Raw genomic sequence first — 16,686 nt, 5'->3', positions numbered from 1 at the left:
ATGGCCCGCGAAGACGGTATATCAGGCGGTATCCTGTCAGAGGGCTTGATCAGGTGGTACCCATATGGCGAAGCAAAAAGTGATTCCTGTTGATCAGGAACTGACCTTCAGTCCCGACGAGATTATTGTCTCCAAAACGGACAGCACTGGTAAAATACTGTACGCAAATGACGTTTTTTGCCGGCTGGCGGAAATGGGGACGACCGATGTCATTGGTATGCCCCACAGTATTATTCGGCATCCGGATATGCCGCGCGCCATCTTCAAGCTTTTATGGGACAGCATCGGTGCCGGGCGGGAAATATTTGCACTGATCAAGAATATGTCGGCGACCGGTAAATATTATTGGGTTGTGGCCCATGTCACGCCGTCGCTGGACAAGGACGGCAAGATCATCGGCTACCACTCCAATCGTCGGGCTGCCTCCAAACAAAGCGTGGCGGAGATCATTCCCTTATACCGTGAGCTGAAAGCCGAGGAAGCGAAACATTCTGATCGGCGGGCCGGGCTGGAGGCGAGCAATGCGCTGTTGACCGCCAAGCTTGAGGCTGTCGGCAAAAGCTATGATGAATTCATCTGGGGCGTAGGAGAGAGCCGTGTTTAATAATTTTGGTGGGAAAGCAGACCTGCGCGACCGCATAACGGCTCTCGAGCAGGAACTGACGGCAAAAAACCAGAAACTGGCGCTGTATGATAACGCGTTCGAGAAGATGCAGGCTGTGCTGAATGCCGCAAAATCGGGGGACCTTGAAGTTCGGGTCGAGGACTGGGACAACTATGGTGCCCTCTCTTCGGGTATGTCCAACCTGAACCGTGTGCTTGACCTTGCTGACGCCTTTGTCAGGGAATCTACCGGGTCGCTTGAAGCGGCGTCCGATGAGAAGTTTTATCGGCAGTTCCTTCGTACCGGTATGATGGGTAGTTTTGGCGCGGGGGCCACCACGATCAACAAAACCATTGACGGCATGCAAAAGGCCAAAGCGCGGGAGGAAGAAAATCTCGGGCGTATCACAGCCACGTTTGAAAGCAGTGTCGGTGGGTTGATCTCAGGCCTTCTTGAAGCCGTCGACAAGGTTGACCATGTGGCGGCAACCCTGAAACAGGTCGCGCGGGATAATCAGGTCCTTGCCGCAAGCGTTGCTGCCTCGGCTGAGGAAGCCAGTACCAATGTGCAGACCGTTGCCTCGGCCGCGGAAGAGTTGACCGCGTCGGTGGAAGAGATCGCCCGGCAGGTGCAGTCTTCTTCCGAGAAAACAGGTGCGGCATCCGATCAGGCAAGGGGCGCCTCAGGTACAATTGATACATTGCAGGCGGCGTCTGACACGATCGGGCAGGTGATTAATCTGATCAGCGATATCGCAGAGCAGACAAACCTTCTGGCCCTGAATGCCACGATTGAGGCCGCCCGTGCGGGTGAGGCCGGCAAGGGTTTTGCCGTGGTGGCAAGCGAAGTGAAGTCTTTGGCAAAACAAACGGCCACAGCCACGGAAGAGATCGGCATGCAGGTGCAGGCTATACAGGATAATACCGGCTCTACCGTAAAAGCGGTGAGTGGCATCGCCGGGACCATCTTATCCCTCAATGAGATTGCGACCGCGATTGCCTCCGCCACCGAGGAGCAATCTGCCGCGACAAATGAGATCAGCCGGAATATTCAGGAAGCGTCGGCCGGGACACAGGATGTGTCTGTCAACATTGGCAAGGTGAACACCGCAGCGACGCAGACAATGGACAGTGCCGAGGAACTTGGACATGCTGCGATCGAACTGGGCAAGTTGGCGCAGTCCCTTAAGGCACAAGCGGCTTCATTCCTTCAGGAGTTGCGGCACTGACGCCTTGAGCCACCGCTCCTGCACGGTGGAAAAGGGGCTAAACGCCCCTGCCTGCGCTGGTAGGGCGTCAGGGCCAAATATGGATCATTGAGTTTGTGAGCGACCGATAAAACCGCTGATGTCGGTCATGATGTCATTCCAGTATTTGAACATCACGGTATGCCCGATGTCCTCGCGGACCCGGATGTGCGCCTCAGGCGCTGTTTGTGCATAGGTGGTGATATCGTCGGGCGTTATATGTATGTCTTCTCCGCCGTGCCAAACAATAATCGGACAGGGAAGCCCGCTTATATCAATGGGCGGCTTGCCTGCCCGGAAAATCATCTCCGTGCTGACCCCCTCACTGGTGCGCACCAAAGTCTCACGTGTGTTCTGTATAAACTGTTCCTCCACCAGCGGGATTTCGGTAAAAAGCCGATCTGCCGACCCTGGGGGGTAAAATTCCGTAATCAGGCTGCGGCCCATTTTGTAATTGAACCCGTTCCTGAATATCCGCCAGAATCCCTTCAGAACCCACGGGTTCTTGTTAATGCGGTGATAAAAAAACTGGAAGAAATTGGCGTTGCGCTCCTGCGGGGCCTGTGGCATCGCGGGGACGCCCGCGGCAACGGTGACAGAACACACTTTACCCTTCAGGTGCAAGGCGGCCTGCAGGCCAAAGGCAGTGCCGGAGGCTTCCGCAAGGATGGAGACGCTGGCGAAACCCTTGCCTTGCACAAAATCATGCACATCCTGCGCGACAGAGGCAAAGCTATAATCGCGGTGTGGGTCCGACATGCCGAAGCCGGGTCGCTCCAGTACATATACGGCAAGGCCAGCCTCTGCGGCCTTGCTGGACTGGGACACGAGGGGAACGAGCGAGGCCAGGCCGGAGTGGAACGTGAGCAGTGGGTGCCCGTCCGGTTTGCCGTAAAGCCGATAGGCAAGCTTACGGCCATCAGGCAGACGAAAATACTTTCGTGACACAGTCGCCAGCGCGTCGCGTTTTCCGTCCGGCCCCTGCCATGTATGGCGTTGGTCAATCAATATGCGGCTCAAAAGTCCAAGTTCAATCAATAGCTTGATCAACTCTGATTGCCGGTTCAGGCCGGTCTTGGCGTAGATTGCCTTAAGCTGATTGCGCGCCGTGTGCACACTGATATTCAGTTCAGACGCTGCGTCGGACACCGTTGCCCCGGTACCAAGGTGAAGCGCCAGCCGCGCTTCCGAGTGGGTGAGGCCCAACTCACCGCGCAGTATTTCGCTGTTGTCTGTCGCAATGGAAACGGGAGAGAATACGATGCGGTATCGCCGTTTCCTGTTGGTACTGCCTGCTTCCTCATCGTCCGTGGATGGGTTGCTCATCAGGACAGCAAGCAAAGTTGTTTTGTCCCCTCTCAGGTGAAGGCGCATGAGGGTGGATTTGGCGTTGCTTTTGTCCAGCCTGCTTCTCGCATCCAGCAGAGTCTGCTGGTGGTCGTCGTCGACAAACACCAGATCCTCTTCATTCAGGGTGGATTTCAGCAAAGTATACAAAAGGGTACGCGCCGTACGGTTGGACGCGCAGATGATATTGTGCCGGTCAATTTCAAGGATGCCATAATCCGTGTCGTGAAGCTCATTGTCCTGAAAGCCGTTGAATATCTTCTGGCTAAGCTCTGCCGCCTGGTCCAGATGGCCCTGCAGGATATCAAGTGCTTCCTCATCGGCTTTGCCGATGACATCAAGCACCTGATCCCAGTTTTCCGGTTCTGACGCAAAATTGTAGAAGGCCATGACGATGCTGGCGTCATTATAGCGCGTATTTTCAGATGGCTTATCTGCCTGCATGACGTTGCCCGATCATTTTCACCCATTTGCCTTCAGTTGTGCGGAACGAAGAGGCTCAGTCGAGCCCCTTGTTCACCTCTAACTCAAGAAGGCGTTGCCTCTCGGCAGTTTCCAGAACTTGTTCGTTCAGCTCAAGGTATTTCTGGCTGCTGGATGCAAGACTTTCAAGGCCGGAAAAATCGGCACCATCAGTGGCCGGAGCAGATGTGCCCTTGGGACTGGTTGACGCAAAACTTGCCAGCCCCGACAAGGTGTTCAGGTGTGATGCGCCGATGAAGGCCGCTTTGGACGAGCCTCCCCCCAATGAAGCCGTCTGAAGCAATCCTTGTCCAGCCATGGCATGGACCCCGTCCAGCATATAGGTCTGTTCACCCGCAAGGGCCTGATCATAGGACGATAGATTGTTATTCAGCCGATTTATGGCCAGAAGCAATACATCGCCCGAAGCTCTCACGCCCGCCTGAATTTCCTTCACACGTTTCCCGGCTTTCCGCTTTTTGAGCGCGCCGGTTTCCACCTCCGCTTTCAGAGAGGTTAGCTGGTTGTTGTAGCATTGCTGTGATGTCTCGACGGCGTTAGTGACCTTTGAGAGGTCCTGCGCTTCCTGGCTCATCTGGGTGCCGTAAGCTGCAAATCTGTCGTTGGGGTCGGGGTGGTCTGTTTGCATCTGCGCGCTAAACCCGGCCACATTGTCAATGATACCGCTATATTTGTTGATTTTATTGACTGCGCCCGCAGCCTTGACAACGCTGCCACCAGCGCCGCCAAGCCCGGCGAGGCTGCTGACTGAGCCAAACAAACCGCCAAGCTTGCTGGTTTTTTCCTTGAGGCTCGTTTTGGGTGTGACGAGCGGTGCCACGTCCTTCACGCCTTCATAACATTCCTTGTAATACTTTGCCTTGAACGACTTGGCGTTGGCAGCGTCTGACGCGTAGGCGGTGCCCACGGCGAACACCATGATTGCGGCTCCGGTACGGATGAAATTTTTGGTCATTGGTAATCCCCATATAGTTGTGACCCCTGCTTGGCAGAGACGGTAATGGGGCGGCCATCATACAGCATGACCCAAATGGGCTAAAGACACGGGGTAACAGTCGGGCCTTGCCAAGACGGAGGCTTTCTATTATCAGCAGCGCAGACGGTTTCTTCGGCCATGCCGAAGACTAAGAGGGAACGCGGTTCGTCTTTGGGCAAATCCGCGGCTGTACCCGCAACTGTATGTGGTGAGCGACTGCCTCATGATCCACTGGCCCCATATGGGCCGGGAAGGAGAGGAAGGGAGCGATGACCCACAAGCCAGGAGACCTGCCGTCGTGTCGCCCATCTCGCGGTCGGGTTAACCGGTGAGAGCGGACCTCCGTACAGGCGACAAGTTCGTTGCTGTGTGCGGGGCTTGTCCGGGACTATATGTCAAGGGACTTAAGGGCAAACTCCAGCGCAGTTTTCAGGCCGTCTTGGCCCTAATGCCGGAGTTTTACCGTGTTAAAAATATCTTTGAAATCCACCCTTGTTGCCTCCACCGCGCTGGCCATTGTGCCGAGCCTGCCGTCCTTTGCCGATGACGCCGCTTCGGGCGACGTGGAAGAGCTGGTGATTACAGCCTCGCGCCGTGTGCAACCCGCCAGCGAGACAGGCAAAAGCATCAGCGTTATTGGTGAGCAGGCCCTTGAGGCGCAGCAATACAGCTTCGTGCTGGACGCGCTGCAAACCGTGCCGGGCGTGACCATTAACCAGAATGGCAGCTTTGGCGGTGTCGCCACCGTCAGCATCCGTGGTGCCAGTTCCGACCAGACGGTTGTGCTGATCGACGGTGTACAGGTTAACGACCCATCGGCCACCGGCGGCGGTTATAATTTCGCCGGGCTGGACCCGAACGGCGTTGAGCGCATTGAGGTCCTGCGTGGCCCGCAGGCTGTGCTTTACGGTTCTGACGCCATGGCGGGCGTGATCAACATCATCACCAAACCCGGACAGGACGGGCTGGCCGGCAGTGCTTTTGGTGAATATGGCTCCTATTCCAGCCTGCGTACCGGTGCCAACCTATCCGGCGGGACAGAGCGCATCACGTTCAACGTTGCGGGTAGTTATGCTGATACAGACGGTATTTCAGCTGCGGAAAGCGCTGACGGCAACAGCGAAGCCGATGGCTTTGAAAGCCTCAGTTTGCGCGGGCGCATGGGCGTGAAGCTAACCGAAGCTGTGCGGCTTGAACTCAACGCCAATTATATCGACAGCGACAAGGAAATTGACGGTTTTGCCTTGCAGGGTGACGGCTCCTACGCGCTGGGCGATACCGATGAGCTATCAAACTCGCAGGAATTTGCCGGTGCGGCACGCGCCTATATCAACCTGTGGGACGGTGTGCTGAAAAACACGCTTTCGGTGGAATATTCCGAGATCGAGCGCACCAACTATACTGCCGGGGTGGAAAGCTACGCTGCGGAAGGTGAACGCCTTAATCTTGATTATCTCGGTGCGCTCGCGCTTTCGGAAGACATGACCTTTACCGGCGGCTTGCAGCATGAGGAAGTGAAGGCCGCCAGCCAGGACCCGGAGGCCATCAGCACCGACAGTGTGTTTGGGGCGTTGTCATACACCGGTTTCAAGGGGCTGACGCTGTCGGGCGGTGTACGCGCCGATGACCATGAAACATTTGGCAGCAATACCAGCTTTGAGGCGGCGGCGTCTTACTTGCTGGTAGAAACCGGCACCCGTATTCACGCGGCATGGGGTGAGGGTTTCAAAGCACCAACCATCTTCCAGCTGACATATTTCTGCTGTGGTTTTGAGCCCAACCCTGACCTGAAGCCGGAACAAACGGAAGCATGGGAAGCAGGCGTGACGCAAAGCTTTGCCGACGACCGCATCACCCTTGGTGCCACCTATTTTGACCGCAAGACGCAAGACCTGATCATCTTCACTTACAGCGGCGGGTACCAGAACGTCTCCCGCGCGCGGGCAAAAGGTGTGGAGCTCTCGTTCGCTGCAGACCTGAGCGACACACTCGGCTTTAATGCCAACTATACCTACACAGACGCCAAGGACCGTGACACCGACACGCTTCTGGCACGTCGGCCGAAGCATCAGGCTTATGTAGCAGTCAACTGGGCCCCAACGGAGAGACTTTCCGGTGCGATCTCTGTCACCCATAATGGGCAGGAACTGGACAGCGGCACTACGTTTGTGGATGACTGGACCCGTGTCGACCTGCGTGCGGCTTACAAGTTGAATGACGTGGTGGAGCTTTATGGCCGTATCGACAACCTGCTGGATGCCGACTATCAGCAAGTGAACGGCTACGGCACACCGGGCCTGTCTGCTTATGCGGGTGTGCGCACCCGCTTCTAACGCACGGTGCGGTGACATAACACGCCGGGTGGTGCCATAATGAAATTGCGCCACCCGGCCTTTATTGGGTCTTGGCCTTCTCTGCGTCGTCAATGATGGCGCTGACGTCAGACAAAAGGCTGGTCATGCCCGCCTTTTTGCCGTGCGCAATCGCTGCGGCGGGTGACATCTTCTGCGCGAAATATCCGCGCAAAGCCAGCATCGCTCCGGCGCGGTTACCGCTGGCACAGTGGACAAAAACCGGTGTGCTTGCCAGCTTGAGCGCCGCGTCAAGGCGCAGGGCGTTCTCAAGCGTGAGGTCTGCGCGGGTGGTGGGTAACGTAATATAGGTGAGGCCCAGTTCATCAGCCACGGCGGGTTCATTTATGCTGCCTTCATCCAGCCCCTGCAGGTTGATGATCGTCGTATAGCCCGCTTTTTTGAGGTTTTCCAGATCCGCGCGCGTTGGTTCACCGCCGGTGAGGATGCCGGGGGCCAGTTGGCTGAGGTTCGGTATATCCAGTCCTGAGGGCGGTGTATCCGCCCATGATTGTCGGGTGCCCCCCGCAATAAGCAAGGCGAATAGTATGATCATGGTCAAACGGTGCATAGCGTTTTACTCCCAGTCAAAGGGGGGGTAAGTTGGAAGCTTCAGCTCGATTTCCGTATCAGAATAGGCGGCGCTGCGGCGTGCAATTGCGCGCAGGGTCGTGAGATCATCCGTTAACTTATAGCGCAAGACTCTTACCTGTTCCCACATATCATAAAACCCGTCGGGGCGCTCCTCCCGCGGTAGCGCCACCAGTGGCCCAAGGATAGTATAGGCGTGTTCTATACGTTTGGCCTGTTGTTTCTCAAATGCCGCAATTGCGTCTAGCGCCGCTTGCAGGTTTGCTTTTGGGGGCGCCGGTTGCGCCGCGCTTCCTGGTGTCAGTTGGCTGAAATAGGCGACTGTCTCAGACAGCGGAATGCTGGCGGCAGCGCGCCACTGGTACATGCCCTTGCGGTTCACCACTGCGCCGGTGGCGGGGTCGATAACAAAAACCGTGGGTGTACCATAATAAACTGGTTGGCCGAACCTGCGGGTGATGTCACTGCCGCGTTCAAGAAAACCGACATCTACCAGCCGAACCTTGTATTTTTCCTGCAGGATCTTTTGCATCTCAGGCGTGTCGAAATGATCTATCAGGCCGCGACTATCATGGCACCAGTTCGCCCCGAGAACGATCAACGCCAGTTTGCCCTCGGCTTTCGCGGCAGCAAGGGTTTCATCAACATCTGCCATGGCATCTGCGCTGGGAGCAAACGGCCCTGCATCGGTCTCATCGGCGCTTAGTGGCATCTGGAGGTGCGCGGATAACGCCGACATGACATCACCCAGTATATTACCGGGTACAGGTGGTGTGGTGACAAGTACTGCAATCGCCCCACCGAAAACCACCCATAGTCCCACCATCAATGATGGATTTTGACGCTCTCTCATAGGCACCCCCCTTTGGCGGGCGCGTTTTAGCAGCAGAATCGCGCACTATGCCAGAAAAAATGGCCTCGCCGGGTTCTATCAGCATATTCAATGCCTTAGAAGTGGAAAAAATACGCCTATAAAGGGTGTGATGGTGGCGCCGTGCTGGACGACAGGGCATCAACGCAATAAAGTTGGCCGGAGTCGGGAGGGAAAATCATGAAAATACAGTATAAAATCATGCTGGGAACGGGGCTTGTTGTGGTCGCTGCGGCGGGTGTTTTGCTTGATACGCTTTATGATGGCGGCGCATTCCGGGAAATTGTCCCGCATTTTGACGGTAGATGTGAAAAAGTCATGGGCGCCACCGGCGTCGAGGATATCACGGTCGACAGAGATACAGGGCTGGCCTATCTGTCAAGCCATGACAGGCGCAGATGGATGCGGACCGGTGAAGCTGAAGGGCACATTTACCGTTACCGGGCTGGCAGCATGGCGCAACCACTTGAGTTTCCAAACGACTACAGCGGCTCATTCCACCCGCATGGCATTGGTTTGTGGAAAAACCCGGCGGGGCATGACAGGCTGTTCGTGGTGAATCATCCCAATAGTGACGAAGCTGGCTCCCGCATGGATAGCAGCCGGTCGCAGGTCGAAGTGTTCGATGTGCTGGAAGACGGACTTCGCCATGTCCGCACGGTCAAACCCGATGGCGACTATAGCCTGAACGATGTCACACCTGACGGTCCTGACACCTTTTACGCCTCAGTGGACCGTGGCAGTTCCACCAGCTTCGGCCGCACGCTTGAGACATTCGGCAGGCTTGCCCGGGGTGGTATTGCCCGCGGCGACGCGTCCGGCATATGGCGGGTTGAAGGGGATCTGACATACCCGAACGGCATTTCAGTAAGCCCTGACGGTCGCTATCTGATGGTGGCGGAGACGACGGGAAACCGTGTTCTTGCCTACCGCCGCCGCGGGGAAGATGGCTCTCTTGAGCGCATCGCTGAAGCCAACCTTGGTACAGCGTCCGATAATATAGAATGGGCGGAGGATGGCAGCTTCTGGATCGGTGCACACCCTGTTGCATTGGCATTTCCCGCGCATGCGAGGGATGCTGCCAACCGGTCACCCTCACAGGTGATCAGGGTGCGCTTTGATGGTACCGGTTTTGAAAGCGAGGAAATTTACCTCAATGATGGCGATCCCTTGTCGGGTTCCAGTGTTGCGGCACCCATTGGAAACCGTTTCCTGCTGGGTGCCGTTTTTGAGCCCTTTTTCCTTGATTGCGAGAAAGCCGCGCCTTAATCGCCGCTTGCTAAGGATTTGCCAGGGATTTGACAGAAATCAACTACAGTCCCGCTGCGCTGCGTTTTAATGCTTGAAACGTGGAGGGATTCGTTGACCAAAAGCCGAAAAATATCAGACGATCAGGTCCAGCTTGAACGGTATCTTGATATCTGTAACAGAGTGCTGGACGCCAATCAGGACCGCTTTCCCTACAACCGCATATGGGCGGCGGGGGAGGCTGCGTTGGAGGGACGGCCGGTTGCGCTTGCCGTGGTGGATGAGGAGCCAAGAGCCCACTGTGTCGTCAAGCTTGAAGGCCACCATATCGAGGCTGCGGAAGGCGGGGGTGAAGCCCCGCCGGTATCCCGGTTGAGCAAAAAATATATCGAGGATGTGCTTGCCAATCCGGACAAATATATCGCCGACCCGTCGCTGATAGACTGGCGCTGGCTGATGGGCGGGAAGACCTCCAGCTAGGCTGTACTGGGCCTATATATGTTTGTCGTATAAAAGTTTCAAATAAAGCCGCAGTGACTTGCTTTTAGCTGCCAGCGCCGCTTCTTCCATAAGGAAGGGCCATTTCACAAAATCAACTACCAGAATAATGGCATCAACTGTCACTCCGTCATCGGCCACGGGTAGGGCCAGAAGTGTCACGTGCGAGATGTCTCCTGAAGGCCCGACATATGGCATGATATCGATGTTGGGCATTCGTGCATCTGCCACATCAGCAAGGAATTGCCAGATTTTACTGCCTTCTCCCTTGCCGGGCAGTTCGGAAAGCCGCTTTCCGGTATAATTCTCCCGCGTGTTTTCAAGGACAGCATCGCCCATATGGCGGAACCGAAAATCACGCTGAGGGGAGATAACATCATGCACAACGATGGTGCGCCGCGCCTCATCACCACAATGCGCAAGGATTGTTTGATAATCAGGTACCTGTTCGCTGACTATGGGGCAATGCTGTAACCATATTTTAAGCTGGTGTTCCTGATGCGCAGAAATGCGCTCCAGTTGGGGGGAGAGCTGCATGGCCGGGTTCACCTGTCATTGACGCACTTTCCCCAAAAAGTGACCTTAAACCTCATACTCGACGACGCATCCCAAACTCACCGGAAGATATAGCGGATGGCGGGTTAACAGCAGGTAAAGGTGGGGCGTGTGTCAGTGCATATCGTCGCAGGGAAATTCGTTTGAGCAGGCACTGCATGAAAAGCGCGACATGGTTTGAAGCGTCGGGATCACGACGGTGGCCCCCTTGACCGAAATGCCGGTTTCGTCGCGCAGTTTATTCAGTGCGCGCGAGAATGTCTCGGATTTCATGCCAAGACGTGCTGCGATCAGAGACTTGTCATAAGGCAGCTTCAGTTCAATAGGGCCGGGGTCATCCCGGTGACACAGACGCAGCAGGAAACAACCGATGCGCTGCGATGCGTTTTGCAGAGTCAGGCTTTCAATCTCGCGGGTCTGTTGTTTGCGGTGACGCGACAGCGAGGTCAACATGGCCAGCGCCATGCCGTTATCGTCTGTGATGGCTTTTTTCAAGATAGCGCTTGGCAGCCTCAAGACCCGCACATCCTCAATGGCTTCTGCCCCGAAGGAGTAGATACCGTCTTCCAGGGTCGCGGATTCGCCGAAGATATGGCCGTTTGTGAGCATATCAATGACCGCCTCGTGGCCATCCAGCGTCTCGCGGAACAGCTTAATCCAGCCGGAAAGCACGATATAAAAGGCATCCGCATCTTCACCCTGCAGGAAAAGCGCTTCCCCTTTCCTGAGCGTTTTCACCGTCGCGGCCTGTACGAAGTTCTCCAGCAGGCTTTCGCTCGCTTTGGCGAACAGGCTTTGGCGCACGAGAATGTCTTTCGTGTTGATACGCATCGAATTCTGAACGGTGTCATGTGCCATGTGCCAAACTTTCTGAGTTCAGGGAGTATCGCCAGTTGGCGAATGCCTGTGCAACAGTTAGTACAAAATACCGCAAGAAAGGTTAATAGCGCAACGAGAACCGTTAATTTTCGTAGATAAGCTCGATACTGCCACCTGATATACGGCTGGCGACATCGTCAATCATGGCGCCATAGCGGTCAAGCACCCGCTCCCGGCGCACCTTCATGGTATGGGTCAAAACGGCGTTTTCAATGGTCCACGGCTCGCTTGCGACAATAATGCCGCCAATTTGTGCGTGGCGCTCCAGGCCCGCGTTGATCTCGGCGATCAAGCTGTATAGCGCGGCTTCAAGCTTGTCTGGTTCCAGCGTTTGCGCCACTTCTGACGCCACCAGCATGGTCACGGGCTGAGGCAGGCCGTGGCCGATGATACAGGCCTGTTCCACCAGTTCAGATTGTTGTATCTGCGTCTCAATCGGTCCGGGCGCGACATATTTGCCCTTGGCGGTCTTGAAGGTTTCCTTCACCCGGCCGCGCAGATGCACATAGCCGTCTTCATCGATAAAGGCGCGGTCGCCGGTGTGTACCCAGCCATCTCTGAAGGTCTCGGCGTTTTTGTCGGGCGCATTATAATACCCCAGGCTGATGCCGCGCGCGCGCACCAACAGTTCGCCCTCATCCGTGACGCGCAGTTCCACACCCTTGATCGGCTTGCCGACAGACCCATGCCGTGGCTCATGCCCCGACGTGGTGGTGATGGGCAAAATCTCCGTCTGGCCGTAACCGTCCAGCAAGCTGAGGCCAAAGAGATCAAACCATTCCTTGGTTGCAGGCGGTACCGGCGCGGTGGTGGACAGCATGGATTGCACGCTGGCGAGACCAAGCTTTTCGCGGATGCCAGCGGCAACCACCGCTGCGTTGGGGCCGGTCAGCGCGGCCTTCAGCGCGCCCGCGTCTCCGCCAGTGGCTGCCAGCACGCTTTGCACCAGCTTTTCCCATATACGCGGCACCCCGAAAAAATAATCGGGCCTGGCATGGCGCACATCTGCGGCAAATGTTTCAAGGTTTTCATTGAAGTGGATGACCCCGCCCACACGAATGGCATGCAGCTCGATCACCAACCGTTCAGCCAGATGTGCCAACGGCAGGTATGAGAAAAAGCGCCAACCGGGCACCGAATCGGTTTCTTCCACAAGGCCGTCCGTCGCGCGGGTCAGGCTGTTCAGTGAATGCATGACCCCCTTGGGCTTGCCCGTGGTGCCGGAGGTGAAGATGATGGTGGCTACCTCGTCAGCGTCCGGCATCGGTGGTGTGGGCAGTTCGGTAGCCGACGCGAGGAAGGCGTCCCATGTGATATCGCCCAGTGTTTCGGGGATGCCGGGCAGGGTCACCACGGTGATGCCACCCGGCAGGTGGTCCTTCACTTCCGCCCAATTGGCGCTTTCGCCCAAAAACAACAGCTCAACATCGGCAAAATCCAGCACATAGTGGAAGGTATCAGGGCGCATGGTGGTAAACACTGGCACGGTAACGCAGCCCGCACGCAGGATGGCAATGTCTGCCATGATCCAGTGCGCTCGGTTCTTCGACAGGATCGCTGCCTTTTTTCGCTCGCCACCAAAATGCCTGTTGATTGCCGCGGCGGCCCGGTCGGTGATCGCCCTGCCCATGGCCCATGTATAGGTGGTTGGCTCACCGCCGTGCAGATCCACCAGCCACGGCGTGTCTCCCTGAGCAGTTGCCCAGTGGTTGACGTTATCCAGAACATGTCCCGGCGCTGTTTGTTCTACCATCTTCCCGTCCCCCAACGTTTATTCAGGCCTTTAACAGTTCCTTGGCGATGATCGACTGCCGCACTTGATTGGTGCCCGCGCCAATCTCAATCACCTTGCCTGAGCGGTACAGGCGGTTCACCTCGGTCTCGCGCATGAAGCCCATGCCGCCGTGGATCTGCACCGCATTGTCCAGCACGCGCATCAGCGCGCGGCCGGTGTGCAACGCATTCATTGCCGTGCGCATATGCACTACGCCGCGGCCGCCGCCGCCCTTCTCAAGGTCGTTTACTTCCCTCAGCAGTTGGTAGCTGGTGGCGCGCATGGTCTCCACATCCGTATACATGTCTGCCAGCATGCCCTGCACCAGTTGGAAGTTACCGATGGGTTTGCCAAACTGTATGCGCTCCTTGGCGTAGGCAAGCGACAGGTCCAGGGCGCGCTGCGCCACACCAATGGTGGATGCACACAAAAGCACGCGCTCAATATTCAGCCCGCTCATGACAACTGCAACGCCGCCGTTCTCATTGCCGACAAGGTTTTCCGCAGGTACCCGGCAGTCATCAAACACCAGTTCGCCCGTTGGGCTGCCGCGCCAGCCCATCTTGTCCAGCTTCTGCGCGACAGAAAAACCGGGGAAATCTTTTTCCACAATAAAGGCGGAGATGCCGTGCGGCCCCGCTGCCGGGTTGGTTTTGGCGTAGATCAACAACACATCGGCGACCGGGCCGTTGGTGATGAACATCTTGCGGCCATTCAGCACATAGTCGTTGCCGTCCCGCGTGGCCGTTGTGGCCATTGATCCCAGTGCATCCGACCCCGCGCCCGGTTCCGTAAGCCCCAGCGCGCCAATGGCGTCGCCTTTTACAAAACGCGGCAGATATTTGGCTTTTTGCACCTCATTCGCGTTGCGCACAATATTGTTGACGCACAGGTTCTCGCTTGAGCCCCAACTGGCAGCGAGGCAGTGGTTCCAGTAGGAAAAGGCCTCCGCTACCAAAGCCTGCGAGATAAAATCCAGCCCCGCGCCACCAAACTCCTCCGGTACGGTGGTGCCCAGCATGCCGGCATCTGCCATCGCGCGGTATTCTGCGTCCGGGAACCAGTCGTCGTCGTCCATGCGGGCGAGCAAGGGATGCATTTCCTTTTCGCCGTAGCGCCACGCGCTGTCATAAAGCGCCTGATGGTCTTCTGTGAATCCGAACTGTGCCAGATTGGGCTGCATGGTCTTGTTCTTCCCTCTATCTTTATCAACTTCCCATATCGTCATTCGACGGCTTGACCGGCGAAGCTATGTCTGCAGTGCGTCCAGGCCCTCCCCAGGGTGGTTCACACAGAAGTGTGGCGCACAAAGGTGAGGCCCTACCGCCAAGCCTGCGCTTTGATAATCGCGCGGGTTTCCGCCGGGCTTGTGATCTCGCGGCCCGCCTTGCGTGCGCACGCTGCCAGCGCTTCGATCATTTCGCCGTTTGACCGTGCCCTGTCGCCATTTGGCAGGTAAAAACAATCCTCAAGCCCGGTGCGCAGGTTGCCGCCCAGCTCCGCCACCCGTTCATGCACCGGCCACACGTCGGCGCGGCCAATCAGGGTGGCCTGCCATGGGCTCTCCGGCTTTTTGTATTTAACCAGCAGCGGCAAGAGGTCGGCGTCACACGGCATGCCGGATGCTACGCCCATAACGAAGTTATAATCCGCGTGGTCCATCATGCCGTTTTCCATATACAGGCCAACGCTGCGCACGATGCCGACATCAAAACATTCAAATTCCGGCACGATATTATGCTCTTTCATCACCGCCAGCATTTCGGCCACTTTCTCAACCGGGTTGAGGAAAGTCATGGGCGGCCACGCCCAGCTGCCATCCTTGCGGGTTTTCAGGTAATTGAGGCTGCCTGCGTTCAGTGCCGCCATCTCGGGCTTGTTGTATGCCAGATAGTCCAGCACCTCGCCTTGTTCGCGCCCGACCACACCGGTGGTCATGTTGATCACCACGTCGGGGCAGGCGTCCCTGATTGCGTCGTTAATCTCTTTTGCCAGCGCACCGTCCCAGCTTGGCAGGTGGCCTTTGCCACTGGTCTGCTGCCGGTAGTGGCAATGCATGATCGTCGCACCCTGATCATAGGCCGCCTTGGCTTCCTGCGCCATCTGCTCGGGCGTGACGGGCACGTTATGCACCGTGGGGTCTGTCAGCACACCGGTCAGCGCGCAGGTGAGGGTTATTTTATCGGCCATGGTTATTCCTTCTCCGGTGTGTCTGATGCTGTTGTCTCTGTTTTCTCTGCTGCGGTGATTGTGGCGATGGCGGCACGGGCCTTGACCTGATCAGCAACCTTCACGTTTACGCTTGTCACGGTGCCTGCGATATCGGCGCGGATGTGATGTTCCATTTTCATCGCCTCAACGACGCAGATCAGCTCTCCGGCCTCAACCACCGCGCCTTCTGCTGCGGCAACGGCGACAACCTGACCGTCCATCGGTGCGGTCAGTATGCCGCTGCCGCCCTTGGCGGTGCCTTCCGCCGCGCGGTGGGTGATGTTGGTGGCGGTGATGTGCATGGGACCAAGGTCGATGAAATGGGTGTCGCCATCTTTTGCCACGACAAACCGGTACCGTTTGCCGCCCACTCGGCAGATATCGTCCTCGATACTGAACGATTGTTCGGTATCTTCATGTTTTACGCTCACCTGCCATGCCGTGCGGTCCCGGTTGGTACGAATCTCCAGCGGGAAGGCCTCGCCTTCAACTTCAAGGGTGATGCGCTGATAGGCATCATGGCCCGTGCGCCAACCTGCGAGCTCAGCCAGCGGGAATTTCGCGCACGCCGTCGCCACCAAAATCGCACCTGCACACATGCTCAAATCCCTTGCACACATGCCGGGCGCTATTTCTGCCGCGTCCAGCGTGTGGGTGCGGGTCAGCGCGTGGGTGAAATGCTCGCTCGCCAGAATGTCTGACAAATAGGCCTTGTTGGTTACAAGGCCCGCGATACGCATGGCTTTCAGCTCTGCCGCCAGGGCCTCGACCGCTGCGCGTCGGGTGCTGCCGTGCGCGATGATCTTTGCCAACATGGGGTCGTAAAACGGGCTGACTGTATCGCCTTCAGCCACGCCAAAATCATTGCGCACTTCCTGCACACTTTTTGTGCGCATTTTATGCAGGGTGCCTGTTTGTGGTAGGAAGCCTTTTGTGGCGTCCTCGGCATACAGGCGCACCTCGACTGCATGGCCACTTGCGCGGATATCTTCTTGATTATACGGCAGTTTTTCACCGCGTGCCACACGGATCTGTTCTGCCACAAGGTCGAT

General features: G+C 56.8%; 15 protein-coding genes and 1 riboswitch. Of the genes, 5 read left to right on the top strand and 10 right to left on the bottom strand.

The window, feature by feature from the left end:
• The first annotated feature begins 64 nt into the window (after nucleotides 1-64).
• Together ACN0VM_RS06155 and ACN0VM_RS06150 are read left to right on the top strand one after the other, a co-directional pair.
• Entirely contained in the window at nucleotides 65-604 is a 540-nt protein-coding gene (locus ACN0VM_RS06155; RefSeq protein ID WP_417449982.1) for a PAS domain-containing protein, read from the top strand.
• Entirely contained in the window at nucleotides 597-1,832 is a 1,236-nt protein-coding gene (locus tag ACN0VM_RS06150) for a methyl-accepting chemotaxis protein (RefSeq protein WP_417449981.1), read from the top strand. Before ACN0VM_RS06155 ends, ACN0VM_RS06150 begins: the two co-directional genes overlap by 8 nt.
• 84 nt (nucleotides 1,833-1,916) lie before the next feature.
• Here ACN0VM_RS06150 and ACN0VM_RS06145 read toward each other — a convergent pair whose 3' ends face one another.
• Complete coding sequence (locus ACN0VM_RS06145; protein ID WP_417449980.1) at nucleotides 1,917-3,641, bottom strand: alpha/beta fold hydrolase; 1,725 nt, start codon at nucleotides 3,639-3,641, stop codon at nucleotides 1,917-1,919.
• Between the two features lie 55 nt (nucleotides 3,642-3,696).
• Nucleotides 3,697-4,635: a hypothetical protein gene (locus ACN0VM_RS06140; protein ID WP_417449979.1), complete on the bottom strand. Its 939-nt coding sequence runs from the start codon at nucleotides 4,633-4,635 to the stop codon at nucleotides 3,697-3,699.
• A gap of 128 nt (nucleotides 4,636-4,763) precedes the next feature.
• Nucleotides 4,764-4,969, top strand: a riboswitch (cobalamin riboswitch).
• Nucleotides 4,970-5,120: 151 nt separating this feature from the next.
• Here ACN0VM_RS06140 and ACN0VM_RS06135 point away from each other — a divergent pair.
• Nucleotides 5,121-6,989 carry a TonB-dependent receptor plug domain-containing protein gene (locus ACN0VM_RS06135; RefSeq protein WP_417449978.1) on the top strand — a complete coding sequence of 623 codons (1,869 nt, stop codon included), beginning with the start codon at nucleotides 5,121-5,123 and terminating at the stop codon, nucleotides 6,987-6,989.
• A gap of 61 nt (nucleotides 6,990-7,050) precedes the next feature.
• Here the strand turns inward: ACN0VM_RS06135 and ACN0VM_RS06130 are convergent, their stop codons facing one another.
• Both ACN0VM_RS06130 and ACN0VM_RS06125 read right to left on the bottom strand, forming a co-directional pair.
• Nucleotides 7,051-7,578: a fused DSP-PTPase phosphatase/NAD kinase-like protein gene (locus ACN0VM_RS06130; protein ID WP_417449977.1), complete on the bottom strand. Its 528-nt coding sequence runs from the start codon at nucleotides 7,576-7,578 to the stop codon at nucleotides 7,051-7,053.
• A gap of 6 nt (nucleotides 7,579-7,584) precedes the next feature.
• On the bottom strand, nucleotides 7,585-8,451 hold the full coding sequence (locus tag ACN0VM_RS06125; protein ID WP_417449976.1) for a thioredoxin family protein: 867 nt from the start codon (nucleotides 8,449-8,451) through the stop codon (nucleotides 7,585-7,587).
• A 198-nt stretch (nucleotides 8,452-8,649) separates the two neighbouring features.
• On the opposite strand from ACN0VM_RS06125, the gene ACN0VM_RS06120 reads away from it, so the two are divergent.
• A complete protein-coding gene (locus ACN0VM_RS06120) occupies nucleotides 8,650-9,738 on the top strand; it encodes an SMP-30/gluconolactonase/LRE family protein (protein ID WP_417449975.1) in 1,089 nt (362 codons plus the stop codon).
• Between the two features lie 93 nt (nucleotides 9,739-9,831).
• Nucleotides 9,832-10,197, top strand: coding sequence for a hypothetical protein (locus ACN0VM_RS06115; protein ID WP_417449974.1), 366 nt, complete (start codon nucleotides 9,832-9,834; stop codon nucleotides 10,195-10,197).
• Nucleotides 10,198-10,209: 12 nt separating this feature from the next.
• Here the strand turns inward: ACN0VM_RS06115 and ACN0VM_RS06110 are convergent, their stop codons facing one another.
• From ACN0VM_RS06110 to ACN0VM_RS06085, 6 genes are all read right to left on the bottom strand, one after another.
• On the bottom strand, nucleotides 10,210-10,752 hold the full coding sequence (locus ACN0VM_RS06110) for a hypothetical protein (protein WP_417449973.1): 543 nt from the start codon (nucleotides 10,750-10,752) through the stop codon (nucleotides 10,210-10,212).
• Nucleotides 10,753-10,884: 132 nt separating this feature from the next.
• On the bottom strand, nucleotides 10,885-11,628 hold the full coding sequence (locus ACN0VM_RS06105; protein WP_417449972.1) for a Crp/Fnr family transcriptional regulator: 744 nt from the start codon (nucleotides 11,626-11,628) through the stop codon (nucleotides 10,885-10,887).
• A 103-nt stretch (nucleotides 11,629-11,731) separates the two neighbouring features.
• Nucleotides 11,732-13,402, bottom strand: a complete 1,671-nt coding sequence (locus tag ACN0VM_RS06100; RefSeq protein WP_417449971.1) for an AMP-binding protein — start codon at nucleotides 13,400-13,402, stop codon at nucleotides 11,732-11,734.
• Between the two features lie 22 nt (nucleotides 13,403-13,424).
• On the bottom strand, nucleotides 13,425-14,606 hold the full coding sequence (locus ACN0VM_RS06095; protein WP_417449970.1) for an acyl-CoA dehydrogenase family protein: 1,182 nt from the start codon (nucleotides 14,604-14,606) through the stop codon (nucleotides 13,425-13,427).
• Between the two features lie 137 nt (nucleotides 14,607-14,743).
• The gene (locus ACN0VM_RS06090) at nucleotides 14,744-15,613 is read right to left on the bottom strand and encodes a 3-keto-5-aminohexanoate cleavage protein (protein WP_417449969.1); all 870 of its coding nucleotides are present in this window, start codon (nucleotides 15,611-15,613) and stop codon (nucleotides 14,744-14,746) included.
• A 2-nt stretch (nucleotides 15,614-15,615) separates the two neighbouring features.
• Nucleotides 15,616-16,686 (bottom strand): biotin/lipoyl-containing protein (locus ACN0VM_RS06085; RefSeq protein ID WP_417449968.1); only part of this gene is annotated, 1,071 nt, incomplete at its 5' end.

The organism is Kordiimonas sp., assembly GCF_048260245.1.
In the GTDB taxonomy this organism is placed as follows: Bacteria; Pseudomonadota; Alphaproteobacteria; order Sphingomonadales; family Kordiimonadaceae; genus Kordiimonas.
The sequence above is the reverse complement of the archived record's forward strand: the minus strand, read 5'-3'. Positions and strand labels throughout refer to the sequence as shown.

Bases quoted from the DNA above. Each gene is read 5' to 3' on its own strand.
- ACN0VM_RS06155 (WP_417449982.1), top strand. From the start codon at position 65: ATGGCGAAGCAAAAAGTGATTCCTGTTGATCAGGAACTGACCTTCAGT.
- ACN0VM_RS06145 (WP_417449980.1), bottom strand. From the start codon at position 3,641: ATGCAGGCAGATAAGCCATCTGAAAATACGCGCTATAATGACGCCAGC.
- ACN0VM_RS06140 (WP_417449979.1), bottom strand. From the start codon at position 4,635: ATGACCAAAAATTTCATCCGTACCGGAGCCGCAATCATGGTGTTCGCC.
- ACN0VM_RS06130 (WP_417449977.1), bottom strand. From the start codon at position 7,578: ATGCACCGTTTGACCATGATCATACTATTCGCCTTGCTTATTGCGGGG.
- ACN0VM_RS06125 (WP_417449976.1), bottom strand. From the start codon at position 8,451: ATGAGAGAGCGTCAAAATCCATCATTGATGGTGGGACTATGGGTGGTT.
- ACN0VM_RS06120 (WP_417449975.1), top strand. From the start codon at position 8,650: ATGAAAATACAGTATAAAATCATGCTGGGAACGGGGCTTGTTGTGGTC.
- ACN0VM_RS06110 (WP_417449973.1), bottom strand. From the start codon at position 10,752: ATGCAGCTCTCCCCCCAACTGGAGCGCATTTCTGCGCATCAGGAACAC.
- ACN0VM_RS06105 (WP_417449972.1), bottom strand. From the start codon at position 11,628: ATGGCACATGACACCGTTCAGAATTCGATGCGTATCAACACGAAAGAC.
- ACN0VM_RS06100 (WP_417449971.1), bottom strand. From the start codon at position 13,402: ATGGTAGAACAAACAGCGCCGGGACATGTTCTGGATAACGTCAACCAC.
- ACN0VM_RS06095 (WP_417449970.1), bottom strand. From the start codon at position 14,606: ATGCAGCCCAATCTGGCACAGTTCGGATTCACAGAAGACCATCAGGCG.
- ACN0VM_RS06090 (WP_417449969.1), bottom strand. From the start codon at position 15,613: ATGGCCGATAAAATAACCCTCACCTGCGCGCTGACCGGTGTGCTGACA.